At 64.6% G+C, this 22,563-nt stretch carries 18 protein-coding genes; 17 read left to right on the top strand and 1 reads right to left on the bottom strand.

Annotation, left to right across the window (positions count from 1 at the left end; translation table 11 throughout):
- The first annotated feature begins 4 nt into the window (after nt 1-4).
- From rsmH to lpxC, 16 genes are all read left to right on the top strand, one after another.
- The gene (gene rsmH / locus LDZ27_RS02320; protein WP_244815138.1) at nt 5-958 is read left to right on the top strand and encodes a 16S rRNA (cytosine(1402)-N(4))-methyltransferase RsmH; all 954 of its coding nucleotides are present in this window, start codon (nt 5-7) and stop codon (nt 956-958) included.
- Entirely contained in the window at nt 955-1,299 is a 345-nt protein-coding gene (ftsL, locus tag LDZ27_RS02325; RefSeq protein ID WP_244815139.1) for a cell division protein FtsL, read from the top strand. Before rsmH ends, ftsL begins: the two co-directional genes overlap by 4 nt.
- On the top strand, nt 1,296-3,137 hold the full coding sequence (locus tag LDZ27_RS02330; RefSeq protein ID WP_244815140.1) for a penicillin-binding protein 2: 1,842 nt from the start codon (nt 1,296-1,298) through the stop codon (nt 3,135-3,137). Before ftsL ends, LDZ27_RS02330 begins: the two co-directional genes overlap by 4 nt.
- On the top strand, nt 3,134-4,678 hold the full coding sequence (locus LDZ27_RS02335; protein WP_244815141.1) for a UDP-N-acetylmuramoyl-L-alanyl-D-glutamate--2,6-diaminopimelate ligase: 1,545 nt from the start codon (nt 3,134-3,136) through the stop codon (nt 4,676-4,678). The genes LDZ27_RS02330 and LDZ27_RS02335 overlap by 4 nt, the downstream gene beginning before the upstream one ends.
- Entirely contained in the window at nt 4,675-6,105 is a 1,431-nt protein-coding gene (gene murF, locus LDZ27_RS02340) for a UDP-N-acetylmuramoyl-tripeptide--D-alanyl-D-alanine ligase (protein WP_244815142.1), read from the top strand. The genes LDZ27_RS02335 and murF overlap by 4 nt, the downstream gene beginning before the upstream one ends.
- A 23-nt stretch (nt 6,106-6,128) precedes the next feature.
- A complete protein-coding gene (mraY, locus tag LDZ27_RS02345; RefSeq protein ID WP_244815143.1) occupies nt 6,129-7,298 on the top strand; it encodes a phospho-N-acetylmuramoyl-pentapeptide-transferase in 1,170 nt (389 codons plus the stop codon).
- A 45-nt stretch (nt 7,299-7,343) separates the two neighbouring features.
- Nucleotides 7,344-8,855 (top strand): UDP-N-acetylmuramoyl-L-alanine--D-glutamate ligase, encoded by a 1,512-nt coding sequence (murD, locus tag LDZ27_RS02350; protein WP_244815144.1) that lies wholly within the window; start codon nt 7,344-7,346, stop codon nt 8,853-8,855.
- Nucleotides 8,852-10,114, top strand: a complete 1,263-nt coding sequence (gene ftsW, locus LDZ27_RS02355) for a putative lipid II flippase FtsW (RefSeq protein WP_244815145.1) — start codon at nt 8,852-8,854, stop codon at nt 10,112-10,114. The genes murD and ftsW overlap by 4 nt, the downstream gene beginning before the upstream one ends.
- Nucleotides 10,111-11,226 (top strand): undecaprenyldiphospho-muramoylpentapeptide beta-N-acetylglucosaminyltransferase, encoded by a 1,116-nt coding sequence (murG, locus tag LDZ27_RS02360; RefSeq protein ID WP_244815146.1) that lies wholly within the window; start codon nt 10,111-10,113, stop codon nt 11,224-11,226. Before ftsW ends, murG begins: the two co-directional genes overlap by 4 nt.
- Nucleotides 11,227-11,229: 3 nt before the next feature.
- Nucleotides 11,230-12,624 carry a UDP-N-acetylmuramate--L-alanine ligase gene (gene murC, locus LDZ27_RS02365; RefSeq protein WP_244815147.1) on the top strand — a complete coding sequence of 465 codons (1,395 nt, stop codon included), beginning with the start codon at nt 11,230-11,232 and terminating at the stop codon, nt 12,622-12,624.
- Between the two features lie 32 nt (nt 12,625-12,656).
- Nucleotides 12,657-13,598 carry a D-alanine--D-alanine ligase gene (locus LDZ27_RS02370; protein WP_244816013.1) on the top strand — a complete coding sequence of 314 codons (942 nt, stop codon included), beginning with the start codon at nt 12,657-12,659 and terminating at the stop codon, nt 13,596-13,598.
- Nucleotides 13,599-13,608: 10 nt separating this feature from the next.
- Nucleotides 13,609-14,361, top strand: coding sequence for a cell division protein FtsQ/DivIB (locus LDZ27_RS02375; RefSeq protein ID WP_244815148.1), 753 nt, complete (start codon nt 13,609-13,611; stop codon nt 14,359-14,361).
- A gap of 26 nt (nt 14,362-14,387) precedes the next feature.
- A complete protein-coding gene (gene ftsA / locus LDZ27_RS02380; RefSeq protein ID WP_244815149.1) occupies nt 14,388-15,620 on the top strand; it encodes a cell division protein FtsA in 1,233 nt (410 codons plus the stop codon).
- A 144-nt stretch (nt 15,621-15,764) separates the two neighbouring features.
- Nucleotides 15,765-16,961, top strand: coding sequence for a cell division protein FtsZ (ftsZ, locus tag LDZ27_RS02385; protein WP_244815150.1), 1,197 nt, complete (start codon nt 15,765-15,767; stop codon nt 16,959-16,961).
- Between the two features lie 258 nt (nt 16,962-17,219).
- Nucleotides 17,220-17,723: a peroxiredoxin gene (locus tag LDZ27_RS02390; RefSeq protein ID WP_244815151.1), complete on the top strand. Its 504-nt coding sequence runs from the start codon at nt 17,220-17,222 to the stop codon at nt 17,721-17,723.
- A gap of 266 nt (nt 17,724-17,989) precedes the next feature.
- The gene (gene lpxC, locus LDZ27_RS02395) at nt 17,990-18,907 is read left to right on the top strand and encodes a UDP-3-O-acyl-N-acetylglucosamine deacetylase (RefSeq protein WP_244815152.1); all 918 of its coding nucleotides are present in this window, start codon (nt 17,990-17,992) and stop codon (nt 18,905-18,907) included.
- A 50-nt stretch (nt 18,908-18,957) separates the two neighbouring features.
- Here lpxC and LDZ27_RS02400 read toward each other — a convergent pair whose 3' ends face one another.
- Nucleotides 18,958-19,452, bottom strand: coding sequence for a DUF721 domain-containing protein (locus LDZ27_RS02400; protein WP_244815153.1), 495 nt, complete (start codon nt 19,450-19,452; stop codon nt 18,958-18,960).
- Between the two features lie 288 nt (nt 19,453-19,740).
- Here LDZ27_RS02400 and secA point away from each other — a divergent pair, with 288 nt between their 5' ends.
- Nucleotides 19,741-22,554, top strand: a complete 2,814-nt coding sequence (gene secA / locus LDZ27_RS02405; RefSeq protein ID WP_244815154.1) for a preprotein translocase subunit SecA — start codon at nt 19,741-19,743, stop codon at nt 22,552-22,554.
- Nucleotides 22,555-22,563 lie beyond the last annotated feature (9 nt).

The raw sequence follows: 22,563 nt of genomic DNA on the forward strand, positions 1-22,563 counted from the left end.
CAACATGGCACCAGCGATGGGAAATGAACTGCAGCATCGCACGGTGCTGTTGAAGGAAGCGGTAGACGGACTGATCACGCGCGCCGACGGCATCTATATAGATGGCACTTTCGGGCGCGGCGGTCATAGCCGGGCAATTCTCGAGCAGCTGGATCAGTCGGGGCGGCTTCTCGCCTTCGACAAAGACCCGCTCGCGATCGCCACGGCGCAACAGATTCAGGACGCGCGCTTGTCGATCGTGCACGACAGCTTTGCGTCGATGCGCGATGCAGCGAGCGAACGCGGAGTGCAAAAGGTGTCGGGCGTGTTGCTGGACCTGGGCGTGTCGTCGCCGCAAGTGGACGACCCCGAGCGCGGCTTCAGCTTTCGCGCGCAAGGCCCGCTCGACATGAGGATGGACCCGACTCGCGGCGAGTCGGCGGCCGAGTGGCTCGCACGGGCCACGGTGCAGGAAATGACGGAGGTGATCAGAGATTATGGGGAAGAACGGTTTGCTTTTCAGATTGCAAAGGCGCTTGTTGCTCGCAGGGCAGAGTCCGACCGTCTTGGGCCTCTCGTCAGCACGCGCGAGCTTGCCGAAATCGTGGGTCACGTCGTCAAGACCCGTGAAAAGGGTAAGGATCCGGCAACCCGCACCTTTCAGGCTATACGGATTCACATCAATCAAGAGCTTGCGGAACTGCAAGTAGTTCTTGAATCGGCACTTTCGTTGTTGGAGCAAGGGGGGCGGCTGGTCGTGATCAGCTTTCATTCGCTCGAAGACCGGATCGTCAAGCGGTTCATGCAGGCGCAGTCGAGCGCGCCGGCGGTGGATCGTCGCTTGCCGATCCGCGCGGTCGATCTGCCGAGTCCGCCTCTGCGGATCGTCGGCCGCGTGTTTCCGAGCGAGGCCGAAGTCGCCGGCAACCCGCGCGCCCGCTCCGCGGTCATGCGTATCGCGGAGCGCATCGCGCCATGAACCGTCTCAACATTTTTCTCCTGATGGTGGTGCTCGCCTGCGCGCTGTCGGTCGTCAGCTCGACCAACAAACAGCGGCAAGTGTTCATCGAACTGCAGCGGGCGCAGTCGCAGGAACGCCAGCTTCAGCAGGACTACGCGCAGTTCCAGTATCAGCAGAGCGCGTTGTCGAAGACATCGCGCATCGAGCAGTTGGCCACTAACTCACTGAAGATGCAGCCCGTGACGACCGGCCGCACGCAATATCTCACCTACGACCCGGCGACCGCGAAGGCCGCCGATGCGCCCATGCCGCCGCCGCTGCCGGCCTCGGCGCCGCCCGCTCGCGGAGCCAAACGATGAAGAAGTCCGCGAAGCAGAAAGACGTCGCCTACACGCCGAACCCGATCCTCGCCGTGCGCCTGCCAATGTGGCGCTCGAAGTTCGTCGTGTTTCTGCTTTTCATGGCGTTCGTCGCGCTGGCCGGGCGCGCGTTCTGGATTCAGGGCCCCGGTAACGCGTTCTTCAAGAAGCAGGGCGAAAGCCGCTATCAGCGCACGCTGGAGATGCCCGCCACGCGCGGGCAGATTCGCGACCGCAACGGTCTCGTGCTCGCCACCAGCTTGCCGGTGAAGGCGATCTGGGCCATCCCCGAAGCCGTTCCGAACGATCTCGGCGCAGACAAGCTCGCGGAACTCGCGAAGCTGCTCGACATGTCGCAGAAAGACCTGCGCGCGAAGCTGTCGATGGACAAGACGTTCGTCTACGTGAAGCGTCAGGTGCCGCTGGAAGTCGCGCAGAAGGTCGCCGCGCTCGACATTCCCGGCATTTATTCGCGCGGCGAATACAAGCGCTTCTACCCGGAAGGCGAAATCACCGCGCACCTGATCGGCTTTACTAATATTGAAGACAAGGGTCAGGAAGGCGTCGAACTCGGCGACCAGAACGTCCTCGCCGGCACGCCGGGCATGCGTCGCGTCATCAAGGACCGGATGGGCCATATCGTCGAGGACGTCGACGAGCAGGTCGTGCCGCATAACGGCCAGGACGTCGAGCTTTCGATCGACAGCAAGATTCAGTACATCGCGTACACGAACCTGAAGGCGGCCGTCGAGAAGTCGAAGGCGAAAGCCGGCGCGGCGATCGTCATCGATACGAAGACGGGCGAAGTGCTCGCGCTCGTCAACTATCCCACCTACAACCCGAACGACCGCTCGCGCATGACCGGCGAGCAGTTGCGCAACCGCATTCTGACGGACACCTTCGAGCCGGGCTCGATCATGAAGCCGTTCACCGTTTCGCTCGCGCTCGATCTGCATCGCGTGACGCCGAATACGCTCGTCGAAACGGGCGGCGGTGTGTTCGTGCTGGACGGCGCGCGCATCACGGACGATTCCGGTTTCGGCACGCTCACCGTCGGCGGCGTGATTCAGAAGTCGAGCAATATCGGCGCGACCAAAATTGCGATGCAATTGCGGCCCGAGGAAATGTGGAACATGTACACGAGCATCGGGCTCGGTCAGGCGCCGAAGGTCGGGTTTCCCGGCGCCGTCACCGGACGTCTGCGGCCGTGGAAGAGCTGGCGCCGCATCGAGCAGGCGACCATGTCCTATGGATACGGCCTGTCGGCATCGCTGTTTCAGCTTGCGCGCGCGTACACGGCCATTGCGCACGACGGCATGATCCTGCCCGTGTCCATTTTCCGCACGCCGGGCGATCAGCCGCCGGTCGGCCAGCAGGTCTTCTCCCCGACCACTGCGCGCGAAGTGCGCGCAATGCTCGAAGCCGTCGTGTCGAAAAACGGCACGTCGCCGGATGCGGCGGTGCCCGGTTATCGCGTCGGCGGCAAGAGCGGCACGGCGTATAAGCATGCGGGCCGCGGCTACGATCATTCGAAGTACCGCGCGTCGTTCGTCGGCATGGCACCGATGCCGAACCCGCGCATCGTCGTGGCCGTTTCCGTCGACGAACCGACGGCCGGCAGTCACTTCGGCGGACAAGTCTCGGGTCCGGTGTTCTCGGGCATTGTCGGCGATACGCTGCGCGCGCTCAACGTGCCGCCGGACATGCCGGTCAAGCAGATGGTCGTGACGGACGAGCCGAACCCCGCCACGGCGCCGTCGAATGTGAACAACGCGAACACCGCAAAGAAAGTCGCGGTGTCGAGCAATACGAGAACCCATCCGGGAGTCGTGCGATGAGCGCGCAGTCCCGTCAGAGCAAGATGCAGAAGGACGTTTCGAACGCGGTTCAATGGCTGCGCGCACACGCGCGCCCCGAGGCTCAGTTGCACGCCGACACGCGCTCGCTCAAAAACGGCGACGTGTTCCTCGCGTATGCCGTCGACGGCGCGGACAACCGCCCGTATCTCGACGCGGCGCTCGGCGCGGGCGCGGCGGCTGCGCTGTATCAGCCGGAAGGCTTCGCGGGTCAGGAGGACGCATCGAAGACGCTCGCCGTGAGCGCGCTCAACGCGCTTGCCGGCCCCATCGCGTCCGCGTGGTACGGCGAGCCCACCGCGTCGATGCTCACCGTCGGCGTGACGGGCACGAACGGAAAGACATCGTGCAGCCAGTGGATCGCGACCGCGCTCACCGCGCTCGGCCGTCCGTGCGCGATCGTCGGCACGCTCGGCATCGGCATGCCGGGCAAGCTCTTGCATACCGGCTTCACCACGCCCGATGCGCCGCAACTCCAGCGCAGCCTCGCGCAACTGAAGGCGCAGGGCGCGGAAGCGGTCGCGATGGAAGTGTCCTCGCACGCGCTGCATCAGGGGCGCGTGAACGGCACGGACTTCGACATCGCCATTTTCACGAATCTCACGCAGGATCATCTCGACTATCACGGCACGTTCGCCGCGTATGAAGCGGCGAAGGCGCGTCTTTTCGCGTGGCCTTCGCTGAAGACCGCAATCGTCAATCGCGACGATGCGGCCGGCCAGCGTCTGATCGAGTCGCTGCGCGGCAAGGTCCGCACGATTGCCTACGGCGTCGACATGCCCGCCGATGCCGCGCCAGCCGCCGACGCCATGCTGCTTGCAACGCAAGTTCGCGCGACGTCCGTCGGTACGGCGTTTCATCTCTCGTCGGACTGGGGCGAGGCCGAAGTCGAAGTCGGCACGCTCGGCGCGTTCAACGTGAGCAATCTGCTCGCGGTCCTCGGCGTGCTGCTCGAAGTGGGCGTGCCGTTCAACGCCGCGCTCGCGCGCATCACGAAGCTCGAGTCGGTCAATGGCCGCATGGAGCGTCTCGGCGGACGGCTTCAAAGCGACGAGCCGCTCGTCGTGATCGACTACGCGCACACGCCCGACGCGCTCGACAAAACGCTTGCCGCATTGCGCCCGATCGCGAGCGCGCGCGGCGGCCAGCTCGTCTGCATGTTCGGCTGCGGCGGCGACCGCGACGCGACCAAGCGTCCGCTGATGGGCGAAATCGCCGAGCGTCTCGCCGATCAGGTCGTCATCACGAGCGACAATCCGCGCAGCGAAGATCCCGTCGCGATCATCGATCAGATCGCGGGCGGCATGAAGAACGCAGGCAAGGCGCGGCGCATCGAGGATCGCGCGAGCGCCATCTTGCAGGCCGTGCGCGCGGCGGCACGCGAGGATGTCGTGGTGCTCGCGGGCAAGGGGCACGAAGCCACGCAAGAAATTATGGGCAAGAAGCGCGCGTTCTCCGACCAGGATCACGCGCGCCTCGCGCTTGCAGCACGCGCCACGCAGCAGCGCGGAGGTGCCGAATGACGATGTTCACCCTGCGCGAAGCCGCCGCGCTCATTCCCGGCGCAGTGCTCGAGGGCGACGCCAATATCGCGATCGAGCGAGTCGTCACCGACAGCCGCGCCATTCAGGCGGGCGATCTTTTCGTCGCGGTAAAGGGCGATCGCTTCGATGCGCATGATTTCCTGGATCAGGTTGCGAAGGGCGGCGCCGCTGCGGCGCTCGTCTCGCGCGAGCTACGCAATTCGGATGCCTGGCCGTTGCCAGTCATCAAGGTAAAGGACACGCGCACGGCGCTCGGTGCGCTGGCGCACGGCTGGCGCAAGCGCTTCACGATGCCGCTCGTCGCGGTCACGGGCAGCAACGGCAAGACGACGGTCAAGGAAATGATCGCGTCCATCTTTGCGGCTGACGTGGGCGTCGAAGCGCGTCTCGCGACGGCGGGCAACTTCAACAACGACATTGGCTTGCCGCTCACGCTCTTTCGCCTGAACGCGGCGCACAAGCTCGCGGTCGTCGAACTCGGCATGAACCATCCCGGCGAGACGGACGCGCTCGGCAAGATCGCGGCGCCCGATGTCGCCGTGGTCAACAACGCGCAGCGCGAGCATCAGGAGTTCATGGCGACGGTCGAGGCTGTCGCGCTCGAACATGCGTCGGTGATTCACGCGCTTGGCGACACCGGCACGGCCGTCTTTCCCGCCGACGACCGCTACGCGAGCATCTGGCGCGTCGCGGCGACGGGCAACGCGATCATCGACTTCGCATTGACCGGCGACGAATCGAAGGCGGCCGTCACCGGCACGCTCGATGGCACGACGGTTCACGTCCGCACGCCGCAAGGCAATGTCGACATCGCGCTTGCGGTGCTCGGCGAACACAACGCGCGCAACGCGCTGGCGGCGACGGCGGCCGCGCTCGCGGCGGGCGTGTCGCTCGATGCGATCAAGCGCGGCCTCGAAGCGTTCGAGCCGGTCAAGGGCCGCCTGCAGGTCAAGCGCGCGGTGCTCGGCGCGCTCGCGGGCGCAACCGTCATCGACGATTCGTACAACTCCAATCCCGATTCCATGCGCGCCGCCATCGACGTGCTCGCGCGCGAGGCATCGCCGCGCGTGCTCGTGATGGGCGACATGGGCGAAGTCGGCGAGGAAGGGCCGGCGTTTCATCGCGAAGTCGGCGCTTATGCGGCCGAACGCGGTATCGACGCGCTCTTCGCGCTCGGCGACGCAAGCCGCGATTCAGTGAACGCATTCAACGCAGCGGCGTCGAAGCAGGCCGCGCAACATTTCGGCGATGTCGGCGAACTGGTTGCGGCCCTGCTGAACGCGGGCTTCGGCGCGCATGCAACGTATCTCGCGAAAGGCTCGCGCTTCATGAAGATGGAGCGCGTGGTGGACGCGCTGACGACTTCACAACAACCCGCTGCGGGCAACGCGCCCGCCGCACACTGACTCACAGAAAGAGAAGGACAAGCATGCTACTCGCACTCGCGCAATGGCTTCAGAATGACGCCAGCTTCATGCGCGTGTTCACCTACATCACGTTCCGCGCGGTGGGCGCCACGGCGACGGCGCTGCTGATCGGTCTCGTCTGCGGCCCCTGGGTGATCCGCAAGCTGACCGCGATGAAAGTCGGTCAGGCCGTGCGCAAGGACGGCCCGCAGACGCATCTCGTGAAGTCGGGCACGCCGACGATGGGCGGCGTGCTCATTCTCATCGGCATCGCGGTGTCCACGCTTCTGTGGGCCGATCTCACGAACCGCTTCGTGTGGATCGTGATGCTCGTCACGTTCGGCTATGGCGTGATCGGCTGGGTGGACGACTATCGCAAGGTCGTGCACAAGGACCCGCGCGGCATGTCGTCGCGCGAGAAGTATTTCTGGCAATCGGTCATCGGCCTGTTCGCGGCCGTTTATCTGGCTTTCAGCGTCTCCGAAGCCAGCAACACGCGCGTGTTCGATCTCTTCATGGCGTGGGTGCGCAGCGGCCTCTCGATGGGCCTGCCCGCGCGCGCCGACCTCATGCTGCCGTTCCTCAAATCCATCACGTATCCGCTTGGCGTGTGGGGTTTCATCGCGATGACGTACTTCGTGATCGTCGGGTCGAGTAACGCGGTGAATCTCACCGACGGCCTCGACGGGCTCGTCATCATGCCGGTCGTGCTCGTGGGCGCATCGCTCGGCGCATTCGCCTACGTGATGGGCAGCTCCGTCTACTCCAAATACCTGTTGTTTCCGCACATTCCGGGCGCGGGCGAACTGCTGATCTTCTGTTCGGCCATGGGCGGCGCGGGCCTCGCGTTCCTCTGGTACAACACGCACCCCGCACAAGTCTTCATGGGCGATGTCGGCGCGCTCGCGCTCGGCGGGGCGCTCGGCACCATCGCCGTGATCGTGCGTCAGGAAGTGGTGCTGTTCATCATGGGCGGCGTCTTCGTGGCCGAAACGCTCTCCGTGATGCTGCAGGTCTTCTGGTTCAAGTTCACGAAGCGCCGTTACGGCGAAGGCCGCCGTTTCTTCAAGATGGCGCCGCTGCATCACCACTACGAATTGTCCGGCTGGACGGAAACGCAAGTGGTGGTGCGCTTCTGGATCATCACGTTGATGCTGTGTCTGTTCGGGTTGTCGACGCTCAAGCTGCGTTGATGTTGCGCGTGCGCGGTCATTCAGGTTCAAGAGAAAGGTAAAGCGATGTTTGGCGAGAAGTTTTCCGGTCGGCAAAGTCCGATGGTGCTCGTGCTGGGGCTCGGTGAATCCGGCCTCGCGATGGCGCGCTGGTGCGCCAGGCACGGCTGCCGGCTGCGGATCGCCGACACGCGCGAAACGCCGCCGAATCTCTCCGAACTCGTCATCCATGACATCGATGCCGATTTCGTCGGCGGCGCGTTCACCACGGATCTGCTCGACGGCGGCATCGAACTCGTCGCCGTCAGTCCCGGCCTTTCACCGCTTGCGCCGGATCTCGCGCCGCTCATCGCGGCGGCGAACGCGCGCGGCATCCCGGTGTGGGGCGAACTCGAACTCTTCGCGCAGGCGCTCGCGGGACTCGCGGCAAACGGGTACGAACCGAAAGTGCTCGCAATCACCGGCACGAACGGCAAGACCACGACGACCGCGCTCACCGGACTTCTGTGCGAGCGCGCGGGCAAGACCGTCGCGGTCGCGGGCAACATCAGCCCGGCGATGCTCGACAAGCTCGCCGAAGCCATCGACCAGACCGCGCTGCCCGACGTCTGGGTGCTGGAACTCTCCAGCTTCCAGCTCGAAACGGCGCACAGCTTCGAGCCGCATGCCGCCGCGGTGCTGAACATCACGCAGGATCATCTCGACTGGCATGGCGGGCTCGACGCTTACGCCGCCGCGAAAGGCCGCATCTTCGGGCCGCGCACGACGCGCGTGCTCAACCGCGACGACGCCCGCACGATGGCGCTCGCCGCGAACGTCGCGCAGGTTCGCGTGGTGACGTTCGGGCTGAATGAGCCGTCGAACGTGGGCGACTACGGCTTGCTGCGCGACAACGGCATCGCGTGGCTCGCGCAAGGCGTCGATCGGGACGCCGCCGAACAGCCCGCGTCCACGCGCCGCCGCAAGAAGGACGACACCGCGCCGAACGTCGTGCCGAAGCGCCTGATGCCCGCCGACGCGCTGCGCATTCGCGGTCTGCACAACGCGGCGAACGCGCTCGCCGCGCTCGCGCTCGCGCGCGCGATCGACTTGCCGCTCGCGGCGCTTCTGCACGGCTTGCGCGAGTATCGCGGCGAGCCGCATCGCGTCGAGGTGATTGCGCAAATCGATGGTGTCGATTTCGTCGACGACAGCAAGGGCACGAACGTCGGCGCAACGGTCGCCGCGCTCGATGGCCTCGCGCAGCGCATCGTGCTGATCGCCGGCGGCGACGGCAAGGGCCAGGACTTTTCGCCGCTCGAAGCGCCGGTCGCGCGCTGGGCGCGTGCGGTCATGCTGATCGGCCGCGACGCGCCGCGCATTCGCGAGACGCTCGCCTCGACGGGCGTCGCGCTCGAAGATCACGCCACGCTCGAAGCCGCGACGCAGGCCGCCGCGCGCATCGCGCAAGCCGGCGATGCCGTGTTGCTGTCGCCGGCGTGCGCGAGCCTCGACATGTTCAAGAACTATGCACACCGCGCGGACGTGTTTCGCGGCGCGGTCGAAGAAATCGCCGCCGCGCGGGGAGTGATGCTATGAGCTGGTCGGAACGCTTCGGATCGAAAATCACCGGCCAGCGCAACGCGGTCCCGAACGACTCGCTCGGCGCTCGCTCGGGCGGCATCTCCAGCGCGGTCAACGGCGTGCGGCCCGCGCGCTCGCGCATGCTCGACTACGATCACTCGCTGCTGTGGGTGACGATCGCGCTGCTCGGCTTGGGCATCGTGATGGTGTATTCGGCGTCGATCGCCATGCCGGATTCGCCGAAGTACGCTTCGTATCGCGACTATCACTTTCTCGTGCGCCACCTCGTTTCGATCGCGACGGCGATGGTCGGCGCGGTCGTCGCGTTCAAGATTCCGATCAAGACGTGGGACAAGCTCGCGCCCAAACTCTTTCTCGTCGCGCTGGTGATGCTCGTGATCGTGCTGATCCCGCACATCGGCAAAGGCGTGAACGGCGCGCGCCGCTGGATTCCGCTCGGCATCACGAACATGCAGCCGTCCGAAATCATGAAGCTCGCGGTCACGATCTACGCCGCGAACTACACGGTGCGCAAGCAGGAGTTCATGCACAGCTTCGGCAAGGGCTTTCTGCCGATGGCCGTCGCGGTCGGAGCGGTCGGCGCGCTCTTGCTGCTCGAACCGGACATGGGCGCGTTCATGGTGATCGCGGCTATCGCGATGGGCGTGCTCTTTCTCGGCGGCGTGAACGGCAAGCTCTTCGGCGGACTCGTCGCGACGGCGGTCGGCACGTTCACGCTGCTCGTGTGGCTGTCGCCGTGGCGCCGCGAACGGATCTTCGCTTACCTCGATCCGTGGGACGACCGCTACGCGCAAGGCAAGGCGTATCAATTGACGCACTCGCTGATCGCATTCGGGCGCGGCGAATGGTTCGGCGTGGGTCTCGGCGGCAGCGTCGAGAAACTCAACTATCTCCCGGAAGCGCATACCGACTTCATTCTCGCGGTGATCGGCGAGGAACTCGGTTTCGTCGGCGTCATCTGCGTGATTCTGCTGTTCTACTGGATCGTGCGCCGCGCGTTCGAGATCGGCCGTCAGGCGCTCGCGCTGGATCGCACGTTCGCGGGCCTGATGGCGAAGGGCGTCGGCATCTGGTTCGGCGCACAGACCTTCATCAATATGGGCGTGAATCTCGGGCTCCTGCCGACGAAAGGCCTCACGCTGCCGCTCGTGAGCTATGGCGGCTCGGGCATTCTGCTCAATTGCATCGCGCTCGCGGTGCTGCTGCGCGTCGATTACGAAAATCGCGTGCTGATGCGCGGAGGCAAAGTATGACCGCGCAGCATCCCACGCTGATGGTCATGGCGGGCGGCACCGGAGGCCACGTCTTTCCGGGGCTTGCCGTTGCGCACTGGATGCAGGCGCGCGGCTGGCGCGTCGTGTGGCTCGGCAACGCGAGCGGCATGGAAGCGACGCTCGTGCCGAAGCACGGCATCCCGATGGAATGCGTGCGCTTCGGCGGCGTGCGCGGCAAGGGCATCAAGACCAAGCTGATGCTGCCGGTGAACCTGCTGCGCGCATGTTCGCAAAGCCTGCGCGTGCTGCGTCAGGTCAAGCCCGATGTCGTGCTGGGCATGGGCGGCTACATCACGTTCCCGGCGGGCATCATGACGAAGCTCGCGGGCTGCCCGCTCGTGCTGCACGAACAGAACTCCATCGCGGGGCTCGCGAACAAGGTGCTCGCGCGTCTCGCGAAGCGCGTGCTCGTCGCGTTTCCCAATGCTCTGCCGAATGCCGAATGGACCGGCAATCCGATTCGTGCGGAACTTACCTCGGCATTGCCGCCCAAAGAACGCTACGCCGCGCGCTCCGGCAAGCTGCGCGTGCTCGTCGTCGGTGGAAGTCTCGGCGCTGCGGCGCTGAATGAAACCGTGCCCAAAGCGCTTGCGCTGCTTTCGCCGGATGAGCGTCCGCGCATCGTGCATCAGGCGGGCGCGAAGCATATCGAAGCGCTGCAGGCGAACTACGCGGCAGCCGGTCTTTCGCGCGGCGAGGACTTGCAGCTCGTGCCGTTCATCGAGGACATGGCGAGCGCCTACGCATCGGCCGATCTCGTGATCTGCCGCTCGGGCGCGATGACGGTCTCCGAAATCGCGGCGGTCGGCGTAGCTGCGCTTTTCGTGCCGTTCCCGTTCGCCGTCGACGATCACCAGACGACCAACGGCGCGTTCCTCGCGAAGAACGGCGCGGCGGAATTGATACAACAACGCGATTTGTCGGCGGAAAAGCTCGCCGGCTGGTTGCGTGCGCAGTCGCGCGACACGCTTGCGGACATGGCCGGGCGCTCGCGCGCGCTCGCGAAACCGGACGCGACCGAACGGGTCGCGAGCGTGTGCGCCGACGTCGCCGGCGCGCGTTTGAACGCGCAAGCTCGGGAGGCACATTAGGTCATGAAACACATCGTCAAGCACATTCACTTCGTCGGCATCGGCGGAGCGGGCATGAGCGGCATCGCGGAAGTGCTGCTCAATCTCGGCTATCAGGTCAGCGGCTCGGACCTGTCTAAGAACGCGGTCACCGAACGGCTGAAGGCGCTCGGCGCGCGCGTCGACGTCGGCCATCACGAGCAGAACATCGAAGGCGCGAACGCGGTCGTCGTATCGACGGCCGTGCGTTCCGACAATCCCGAAGTGCTCGCCGCGCGGCAGCTTCGCGTGCCGATCGTCCCGCGCGCGGTGATGCTCGCGGAACTCATGCGCCTGAAGCAGGGCATCGCGATCGCCGGCACGCACGGCAAGACCACGACGACGTCGCTGGTCGCAAGCGTGCTCGCGGCGGGCGGCCTCGATCCGACCTTCGTCATCGGCGGGCGGCTCATCAGCGCGGGCGCGAACGCGCGGCTCGGCACGGGCGACTTCATCGTCGCGGAAGCGGACGAATCGGACGCATCGTTCCTCAACCTCTTCCCGGTGATCGAGGTCATCACGAACATCGACGCCGATCACATGGACACCTACGGCCACGACTTCGCTCGGCTCAAGCAGGCGTTCATCGAGTTCACGCACCGGCTGCCGTTCTACGGCATTGCCGTGCTGTGCGTGGACGACCCGAATGTGCGCGAGATTTTGCCGTTCGTCTCGAAGCCGATCATTCGCTACGGCATCGGCGCCGAAGCGCAAGTGCGCGCGGTGAACGTCGAGGCCCGCGACGGCCGCATGCATTTCACGACGCTGCGCGAAGACGCGCCGCCGCTCGACATCGTGCTGAACCTGCCGGGCCTGCATAACGTGCAGAACGCGCTGGCCGCCATCGCAATTGCGACTGAACTCGAAGTCGCGGATGCCGATATCCAGAGAGCGCTCGCCGAATTCAACGGTGTGGGCCGGCGCTTCCAGCGTTACGGCGAAGTCAAGACGAACGACACCGAAGGCGCGTACACGCTGATCGACGACTACGGGCATCACCCGGTAGAAATGGCCGCGACCATCGCGGCGGCGCGCGGCGCGTTTCCGGACCGGCGGCTCGTGCTCGCGTTCCAGCCGCATCGCTACACGCGCACGCGCGACTGCTTCGAAGACTTCGTGAAGGTTCTTTCCACCGTCGATGCACTCGTCCTCACCGATGTCTACGCCGCGGGCGAAGCGCCGATCGTCGCCGCCGATGGCCGCGCGCTCGCACGTGCGATCCGCGTCGCGGGCAAGGTGGAGCCGGTGTTCGTCGAGACGGTGGATGAAGTGCCCGACGCCGTGACGACGCTCGCGCGCAACGGCGACGTGGTGATCACGATGGGCGCGGGTTCCATCGGCGGTGTATGCGGACGGCTCGCGCAGAGCCAGCCGCAGTGATGACAGCAATGAACGACGTAATGAGCAACACAGTGAACAACATCGATCCGAAGGTCTTCGGCAAGGTCGCGGTGCTTCTCGGCGGGAATTCCGCCGAGCGCGAGGTCTCGCTCAATTCGGGCCGCCTCGTGCTTGCCGGGCTGCGCGACGCAGGCATCGACGCGCATCCGTTCGATCCCGCCGAGCGTCCGCTTTCGGATCTGAAGGCAGAAGGCTTCGCGCGCGCGTTCATCGCGCTGCATGGCGGTTACGGCGAGAACGGGCAGTTGCAGGGCGCGCTGGACTTCTACGGCATTCGCTATACGGGCAGCGGCGTACTCGGCTCCGCGCTCGGCATGGACAAGCTGCGCACGAAGCTCGTCTGGCAGCAGACCGGCATTCCGACGCCGCCCTTCGAAACCGTCTATCGCGGCGACGACTACGCGGCGCGCGCGCGAGAGATCGTCGCGAAGCTCGGCCTGCCGCTCTTCGTAAAGCCGGCGAGCGAAGGATCGAGCGTCGCGGTCATCAAGGTGAAGAGCGCGGAAACGCTCGTGCCGGCGCTCGAAGAAGCGGCGAAGTTCGACAAGATCGTGATCGTCGAGCAGAGCATCGAAGGCGGCGGCGAGTACACGTGCTGTATCGCGGGCGACCTGGACTTGCCGGTCATCAAGATCGTGCCGGCCGGCGAGTTCTACGACTACCACGCGAAGTACGTCGCCGACGACACGCAATATCTGATTCCCTGCGGCCTGACCGCCGGCGAGGAATCGCGCATGAAGCAACTGACGCAGCGCGCGTTCGACATGCTCGGCTGCACGGACTGGGGCCGTGCGGATTTCATGCTGGACGCGGACGGCAACCCGTATTTCCTCGAAGTAAATACGGCGCCGGGCATGACGGATCACTCGCTGCCGCCGAAAGCGGCGCGCGCGGTCGGCATCAGTTACAAGGACCTGGTCGTGAAGGTGTTGTCTCTCACTCTGAAGAACTGACGAAGCAGCCATGTGGAACAACGTTCGCCAGATGAACCTCGCATCGAGCGCGCTGCACGCCTTGCTCGTGCTGACGCTGCTCTGCGCCGCGGGCGTCTACGCGATCCAGCGTCCGGAGTTCCGCCTGCGCGAGATTCAGATCGACGGCGACACCGCGCACATCAATTCGCCGACGGTGCGCGCGAGCGTGGTGGGGCACCTGAAGGGCAATTTCTTCACCGTCGATCTCGACACCGCGCGCACCGCCTTCGAGCAGATGCCGTGGGTGCGCCATGCGAGCGTGCGCCGCGTGTGGCCGAACGCGATCGCGGTGACGCTCGAAGAGTACAAGCCGCTCGGCACGTGGGGCAACGATCAACTGGTGAGCGTCGACGGCGATCTGTTCACGGCGAATCAGGGCGAACTCGACGACGACCTGCCCGCGTTCGACGGACCGGAAGGCACTGCGAAGGAAGTCGTCGCGCGTTATCACGACTTCCAGAAGTGGTTCGCGGCGCTCGACGCGCAGCCGGAGGAAGTCACGCTTTCACCGCGTTTCGCGTGGACGGTGAAGCTCTCGAACGGCACGCAGATCGAACTGGGCCGCGAGCGCAATCAGGACACGCTCGGCGAGCGTTGCCGGCGCTTCGTCGCGTCGTGGCCGTCGGTGACGGGGCGCTGGGGCAAGGACATCGAATATGCGGATTTGCGTTACCCGAACGGCTTCGCGGTTCGCGCCGCCGGCATGCGCTTCATCAGCGACACGGACAAGGCCAAGAAGTAAGCAGACATCACAGGCATAAGCACGCTATGAGCAAAGACTACAAAGACCTGCTGGTTTCCCTCGACATCGGAACGTCGAAGGTGGTCGCGATCGTCGCCGAACTCAAGGGCGAAGGCCACTACGAGGTGATCGGACTCGGTCAGAGCGACTCGAAGGGGTTGAAGAAGGGCGTCGTGGTCAACATCGAGGCCACGGTGCAGTCCATTCAGCGCGCGCTCGAAGAAGCGGAACTGATGGCGGATTGCAAGATCACTAACGTGTTCACCGGCATCGCGGGGAGCCATATCCGCAGCTTCAATTCGAGCGGGATGGTCGCGATCAAGGACAAGGAAGTCACGCAGGCGGACGTCGCGCGCGTGATCGAGACGGCCAAGGCGATCAACATTCCGACCGACCAGCAGGTGCTGCATATCCTCACGCAGGAATTCATCATCGACGGTCAGGAAGACGTGCGCGAGCCGATCGGCATGAGCGGCATCCGCCTCGAAGTGAAGGTGCATATCGTGACGGGCGCGGTGAGCGCGGCGCAGAACATCGTGAAGTGCGTGCGCCGCTGCGGGCTCGAAGTGAACGATCTGATCCTGCAGCCGCTCGCGTCGTCGCTCGCGGTGCTGACGGAAGACGAGAAGGAACTGGGCGTGGTGCTCGTCGATATCGGCGGCGGCACGACCGACATCGCCATTTTCAGCGAAGGCGCCATTCGTCATACGGCCGTGATTCCGATCGCCGGCGATCAGATCACGAGCGACGTCGCGATGGCGCTGCGCACGCCGACGCCCGATGCGGAAGACATCAAGGTGACTTACGGCATCGCGAAGCAGGCGCTTGCCGATCCGGACGAAATGATCGAAGTGCCGGGACTCGGCGAGCGCGGTCCGCGCACGCTGTCGCGTCAGGCGCTCGCCGCGGTGGTCGAGCCACGCGTCGAAGAGCTGTTCTCGCTCGTGCAGCAGGTCGTGCGCGAATCCGGCTACGAAGAACTGCTGTCGAGCGGCGTCGTGCTGACCGGCGGCGCGGCGATGATGCCCGGCATGGTGGAACTCGGCGAAGACATTTTCCTGAAGCCCGTGCGCATCGGCGTGCCCGAGTACGCGGGCGGCCTTGCGGACGTCGTGCGCAACCCGCGCTATTCGACCGCGATGGGTCTGCTCGCGGAAGGGCGCTCGCAGCGCATGCGCGGTCGCAAGGTCGCGGTTCAGAACGGCTCGATGGGTCAGGTGCTCACGCGAATGAAAGACTGGTTCCTCGGAAACTTCTGAAGCTCGCGTGAAACAGAAGCAGTGCCAATCGATTTAATGTAAGCAATGAATATAATTCGCGCCGGTACCGGCGGCTAGCGCGCGGCGAGAGGTTGCCCGATCTCTCGCCGTATAACGCCGATCTTCATTCTTGACGGAGGCAACATGGATTTCGAAATGCTGGAAACGGAAACCAACGGAACGATCATCAAGGTGGTCGGAGTTGGTGGTGCGGGCGGCAATGCCGTTCAGCACATGATCAACCGGGGTGTGCAGGGCGTCGATTTCATCGTGATGAACACCGACGCGCAGGCGCTCGCACGTTCGCGCGCGCCCGCCGTGTTGCAGCTTGGCATGACCGGCCTCGGCGCTGGCGCCAAGCCGGAGAAGGGTAAGGAAGCAGCAGAAGATGCGCGCGAGCGCATCGCGGATGCACTGCGCGGCGCGCACATGGTGTTCATCACCGCGGGCATGGGCGGCGGCACGGGCACGGGCGCGGCGCCGGTCGTCGCGCAAATCGCGAAGGAAATGGGCATTCTGACCGTCGGCGTCGTGAGCAAGCCGTTCGAGTTCGAAGGCGGCCGCCGCATGCGCGTGGCGGAAGCCGGCTCGCAGCAACTGGAAGATCACGTCGATTCGCTGATCGTCGTGCTGAACGACAAGCTGTTCGAGGTGATGGGCGACGACGCCGAGATGGACAAGTGCTTCCAGTGCGCGGATGACGTGCTGAACAACGCTGTCGCCGGCATCGCGGAAATCATCAACGTGGACGGTCTCGTGAACGTCGACTTCGAAGACGTGAAGACCGTGATGGGCGAGCAGGGCAAGGCGATGATGGGCACGGCGACGGTCGCCGGCGTCGATCGCGCGCGTCTCGCGGCTGAACAGGCCGTGGCGAGCCCGCTGCTGGAAGGCGTGGATCTGTCGGGCGCGCGCGGCGTGCTGGTGAACATCACCTCGAGCCGTTCGCTGCGTCTGTCGGAAACGCGCGAAGTGATGAACACCATCAAGAGCTACGCCGCCGACGATGCAACGGTGATCTTCGGCGCCGTGTACGACGACGCAATGGGCGACGCCCTGCGCGTGACGGTGGTCGCCACGGGCCTCGGCCGCGCGGCGAAGAAGCAACAGCAAGCGCCGATGACGCTCCTGCGCACGGGCACCGACAATCAGCCGGTCGCGCACGCGTCGCACAGCACGTATGCGCCGCAGCACGGTCAGACGACGGATTACGGCTCGCTCGACACGCCGGCAGTGTGGCGTTCGTCGCGCGAAACGGCGGCATCGCACGTGCAGGCGTTGCAGGAAAAGGGCGTCGATACTTACGACATCCCGGCGTTCCTGCGCAAGCAAGCGGACTAAGGTCACGCGGCGCTGCTTGCTCGCTGGAACGAGCAACCGCAGCCACCGCGGACCTGCGCCGACGTTACCCGGCGATGCAGGTTTCGCGTGGGGCGACTGTCCAAGGCCGCGTCGGAAAAGACGCCAGGCCGTGGCCAGCCGACCTCCACGAAATTTGTCGATGAGCAAATGAAACCTGAATCGTCGATGCGCGCGGCCAAGCCTGCGGGACGATGGAGTTGCAAGGATGTCCGGGCTCTGACGAGGGAAGGACCGAGCATGATCGAAGTGGGTGAAACGTTGCCCGATGCGCGTCTCTTCGAGTTCATCGAAGTGGCGAGCGAGGGCTGTGCCGCAGGACCGAACGGGTTCTCGGCGCGCGAGCGGGCATTGGCGAAGCGCGTGGCGATCTTCGGATTGCCGGGCGCGTTCACGCCGACGTGTTCCGCCAGACACGTTCCGGGCTACGTCGAAGCGGCGGAGGCGTTTTTCGCCGCCGGCATCGACGAAATCTGGTGCGTTTCCGTCAACGATGCGTTCGTCATGAACGCGTGGGGACGCGATCTTCAAGCCGCGGGCAAGGTGAAGATGATCGCGGACGGCAGTGCGCGCTTCACTCAGGCACTCGGACTGGATCAGGATTTGTCCGAGCGTGGCATGGGAATCCGTTCCCGGCGCTACGCGATGGTGGTCGACAACGGCGTGGTCAAGACGCTCGCTGTCGAAGCGCCCGGCAAGTTCGAAGTCAGCGATGCCCGAAGCATCCTGGCGACGTTGCGCTGAGCGCAGTGGTGTCGCGTTGCCTTTGCGCAACGCCTAAAGACGCCCTCGCATTCGGCGGCAACTTGGGGCCGATGACCGGAAATGCCTCCATTCCGGTCATCGGCCCGTTCTACTTGACTGTCCCAACGCTCCGGCGTAACACAGGGAAACAGTTGATACCTCTTGGTTTGGGACGGCAAACGCCGAATGGAGTATACTTCGGCCTATCGGAATTCAATGAACGATTAATTCTCTTTATTGGGAATTGCTATCGGAAAAATAAAATCATGTTGAAGCAGCGAACAATCAAGACTGTCGTCAAAACCGTGGGAATCGGGCTTCATTCGGGGCGCAAGGTGAACCTGACACTGCGCCCGGCGCCGGTTGGAACGGGCATCGTGTTTTCGCGCATCGACCTGCCGCAGCCGGTCGATATCCCCGCGTCCGCGATGGCGATCGGCGACACGCGCCTGGCATCCGTGCTCCAGAAGGACGGCGCGCGTGTATCGACCATCGAGCACTTGATGTCGGCGTGCGCGGGTCTCGGCATCGACAACCTGTATGTCGATGTCACTGCCGAGGAAATCCCGATCATGGACGGCAGCGCTGCTTCCTTCGTGTTTCTGATCCAGTCGGCGGGTATCGAAGAGCAGAACGCGCCGAAGAAATTCATCAAGGTGACGAAGCCCGTCGAAGTCCGCGACGGCGACAAGTTCGCGCGCCTCGATCCGTATTTCGGTTTCAAGCTGAGCTTCACCATCGATTTCCGTCACCCCGCCGTCGACAAGACCGGGCAGGCGCTGGAAGTCGATTTCGCGACGACGTCGTATGTGCGCGAAATCGCGCGTGCGCGCACGTTCGGCTTCGCGCATGAAGTGGAAATGATGCGTGAGCTGGGACTCGCGCGCGGCGGCAGCATGGACAACGCGATCGTGCTGGACGAATACCGCATTCTCAACAACGACGGCCTGCGCTACGACGACGAGTTCGTGAAGCACAAGATGCTCGACGCGATTGGCGACCTGTACGTAGTGGGCCATCCGCTGCTCGCGTCTTACACGGCGTACAAGGGCGGCCATGCGATGAACAACATGCTGTTGCGCGAACTGCTCGCGAACGAGGGCGCTTACGAGATCGTCACGTTCGAGGACACGCAGAAAGCGCCGCGCGGCTTCGCGTTCGATACGCAGACGGCGTTCGCCTGACTACGGTCAGACGCCAGGAAGCACCGAATGAGCGGCCGTGAAAACGCCGCTCATTTTTTTTGCCCGCGCGCCTGATGACGCGCCGCCATCCGCGCGAGCGCTTCCTGCAATGGCGACGGCGCGAGCGATTCCGCGAGATCCTGAAGCGCCGAGGCGCCCGCCGCCGACATGCGCGCCTGCTTCGGCGGCGGCGCGTCTTTGACTGGCTGCGGGCGCACACGAATTCTGAGCGAATCGACCGCCCAGCCGCGCTGCTGGAGATCGGCGAGAAGACGCGGCTCGATGTGACGCAGACGCGCCGCGAGCGCGTTGTGCGCGGCAAACAGCGCTAGCACGCCGTCCTTGATGAAGCCGGGCTCCACGTTCGCCGCCAGATAGTCCGGCAGAAGCGCGTTGAGGTCGCGCTGCAACGCCGCCACCTGCTCGACGCCCGCGCGCAACGCGCGAAACGCATCGGTGCGATCGAGCACGTCGGCGAGGGCTTGCGGGCGGCGCGGATCGAACCGCTGTGGCCCGGACCTTGAATTTGTAGAAAAACGGCTCATTTTTTAATCAGCGGACGCGGGACGCGACATGTCCGATTGTACCGCGAGGCTCTCCTTCGCCACGCGCGGGCGCCCGCCGCAAAAGGCCGTGGCGCGGAGCTTTCAACCGGTTGACTGTCGCGTTGCGCCGGCGCCCGAACTCCAACGCCGACGCAAGGTGTGACTAGCTCGCGTGCTAAAATTCCCGATTCGATTTCACCCAATGGACTTAAGTCGCCGAGGTTTCCCGAGCCCGGACGCAGCTTGGCGCTGCCGCCCGTCCGGAGCCGCGACGCAGACACTGATCCGATGACGACCGGTTTCCTTCAGAAGATTTTTGGCAGCCGCAATCAGCGGCTGGTCAAGCAGTACCAAAAGACCGTTGCGGCGATCAACGCGCTCGAGCCGACCGTCGAGAAGTATTCGGACGATCAGTTGCGCGCGAAGACGGACGAGTTCCGTAAGCGTGTCGCGGGCGGCGAGTCACTGGACGTCATCCTGCCGGAAGCGTTCGCCGTGTGCCGCGAAGCAAGCCGGCGCGTCCTGAAGATGCGTCACTTCGACGTCCAGCTGATCGGCGGCATGGTCCTGCACTACGGCAAGATCGCGGAAATGCGAACGGGCGAGGGCAAGACGCTCGTCGCCACGCTCGCCGCGTATCTGAACGCGCTGTCGGGCCGCGGCGTGCACGTCGTGACGGTGAACGACTACCTCGCGCAGCGCGACGCCGAGTGGATGGCGCGCCTGTACAACTTCCTCGGGCTTTCGTGCGGCGTGAATCTGTCGCAGATGGAGCACGGGCAGAAGCAGGAAGCGTACGCCGCCGACATCACTTACGGCACGAATAACGAATTCGGCTTCGACTACCTGCGCGACAACATGGTCTACGAGACCAATGCGCGCGTGCAGCGGCCGCTCAACTTCGCCATCGTCGACGAAGTGGACTCGATCCTCATCGACGAGGCGCGCACGCCGCTCATCATCTCCGGTCAGGCCGAAGACCACACCGAGCTTTACGTGCGCATGAACGCGCTGCCGCCGCTGCTCGAATTGCAGATCGGCGAAGAAAAGGCGGATGGCACGGGCGTCGAAAAGCCGGGCGACTACACGCTCGACGAGAAAGCGCGTCAGGTGTTTCTCACCGAATCGGGCCACGAAAAGGCGGAGCGCCTGCTCGCCGAATGGGGCTTGATCGGCGAGGGCGAGAGCCTCTACGCGCCGCAGAACATCACGCTGATGCACCACATCTATGCCGCCTTGCGCGCGCATACGCTCTTCCATCGCGATCAGCATTACGTGGTGCAGAACGGCGAAGTCGTCATCGTCGACGAATTCACCGGCCGCATGATGACCGGCCGCCGCTGGTCGGATGGTTTGCATCAGGCCGTCGAAGCGAAGGAACACGTTCAGATTCAGGCCGAGAACCAGACGCTCGCCTCGATCACCCTGCAGAACTACTTCCGCATGTACGCGAAGCTGTCCGGCATGACCGGCACGGCCGACACGGAAGCGTACGAGTTCCAGGAAATCTACGGCCTCGAAACGGTCGTGATTCCGACCAACCGTCCGCCGAAGCGCGTGGACAAGCAGGACCAGATCTACAAGACTTCGAAGGAACGCTACGACGCCGTCATCCGCGATATTCGCGATTGCGTCGAGCGCGGCCAGCCGACGCTCGTCGGCACGACGTCGATCGAAGCGTCCGAGTTGTTGTCCGGACTGCTCGCGCAGCAAGGCATCCGCCACGAAGTGCTGAACGCGAAGCAGCACGCGCGCGAAGCGGCGATCGTCGCGGAAGCGGGGCGTCCGGGAGCCGTCACCATCGCGACGAACATGGCCGGCCGCGGCACGGACATCGTGCTTGGCGGAAATGTCGAAAAGCAGGCGTCGTTCATCGAGGCGGATCTCTCGATCCCCGAGAACGAAAAAGCCGCGCGCATCCAGAAGCTGCACGACGAATGGCAGGCGCTGCACGACCACGTGAAGGCGGCGGGCGGCCTGCATATCATCGGCACGGAACGGCACGAGTCGCGCCGTATCGACAACCAGTTGCGCGGCCGTGCGGGCCGTCAGGGCGATCCGGGCTCGTCGCGCTTCTATCTGTCGCTGGACGATCCGCTCCTGCGCATCTTCGCGGGCGACCGCGTGCGCGCGATCATGGATCGCCTGAAGATGCCGGAAGGCGAGCCGATCGAAGCGGGCATGGTCACGCGTTCGATCGAAGGTGCGCAGCGCAAGGTGGAAGCGCGCAACTTCGACATCCGCAAGCAACTGCTCGAATACGACGACGTCTCGAACGACCAGCGCAAGGTCATCTATCAGCAGCGCAACGAACTGCTCGAAGCCAACGACGTGCAGGAAACCATCGCGGCCATGCGTCACAGCGTGATCACCGATCTGGTCCACACGTTCATTCCGGCGGGCAGCATCGAAGAGCAGTGGGACGCGCCAGAACTGGAAGAAGTGCTGCGCAACGACTGGTCGCTCGATCTCGCGATCCAGGAGATGATCAACGAATCGACGTCGATCGACGCGGAAGAGATCAGCGAAGCCGTGCTCGCCGCCGCCGACGAAGCCTACGAAGCGAAGGTCGCGCTCGTGGGCCGCGAATCGTTCAGCGCATTTGAGCGCTCGATCATGCTGCAAACGCTCGATAGCCGCTGGCGCGAGCATCTTGCCGCGCTCGACCATCTGCGTCAGGGCATTCATCTGCGCGGCTACGCGCAGAAAAACCCGAAGCAGGAGTACAAGCGTGAGGCGTTCGAACTCTTCGCCGCCATGCTGGATGCCGTCAAGCAGGAAGTCACGCGCGTCGTGATGAACGTGCAGATCCAGTCGCCGGAGCAACTGGAAGAGGCCGCCGAGCAGTACGAAGAAAAGGGCAGTCATCTGGAGAACGTGTCGTTCACGCACGCGGACTTCAACGCGCCCGCAGCACCCGCGCCGGCCGCTGCCGCCGCCGCGACGGCCACGGCGCAGATGATCAATCAGGCGATGGCCGCCGGCGACGACGTCTCCGTCGCCACGCGCCCCGCCGACGACGTGCCGAAGGTCGGCCGCAACGACCCATGCCCGTGCGGCAGCGGCAAGAAGTACAAAAACTGTCACGGCAAGCTGGCATAAGTAGCTCTC

It is taken from the genome of Caballeronia sp. Lep1P3, from assembly GCF_022879595.1.
In the GTDB taxonomy this organism is placed as follows: Bacteria; Pseudomonadota; Gammaproteobacteria; order Burkholderiales; family Burkholderiaceae; genus Caballeronia.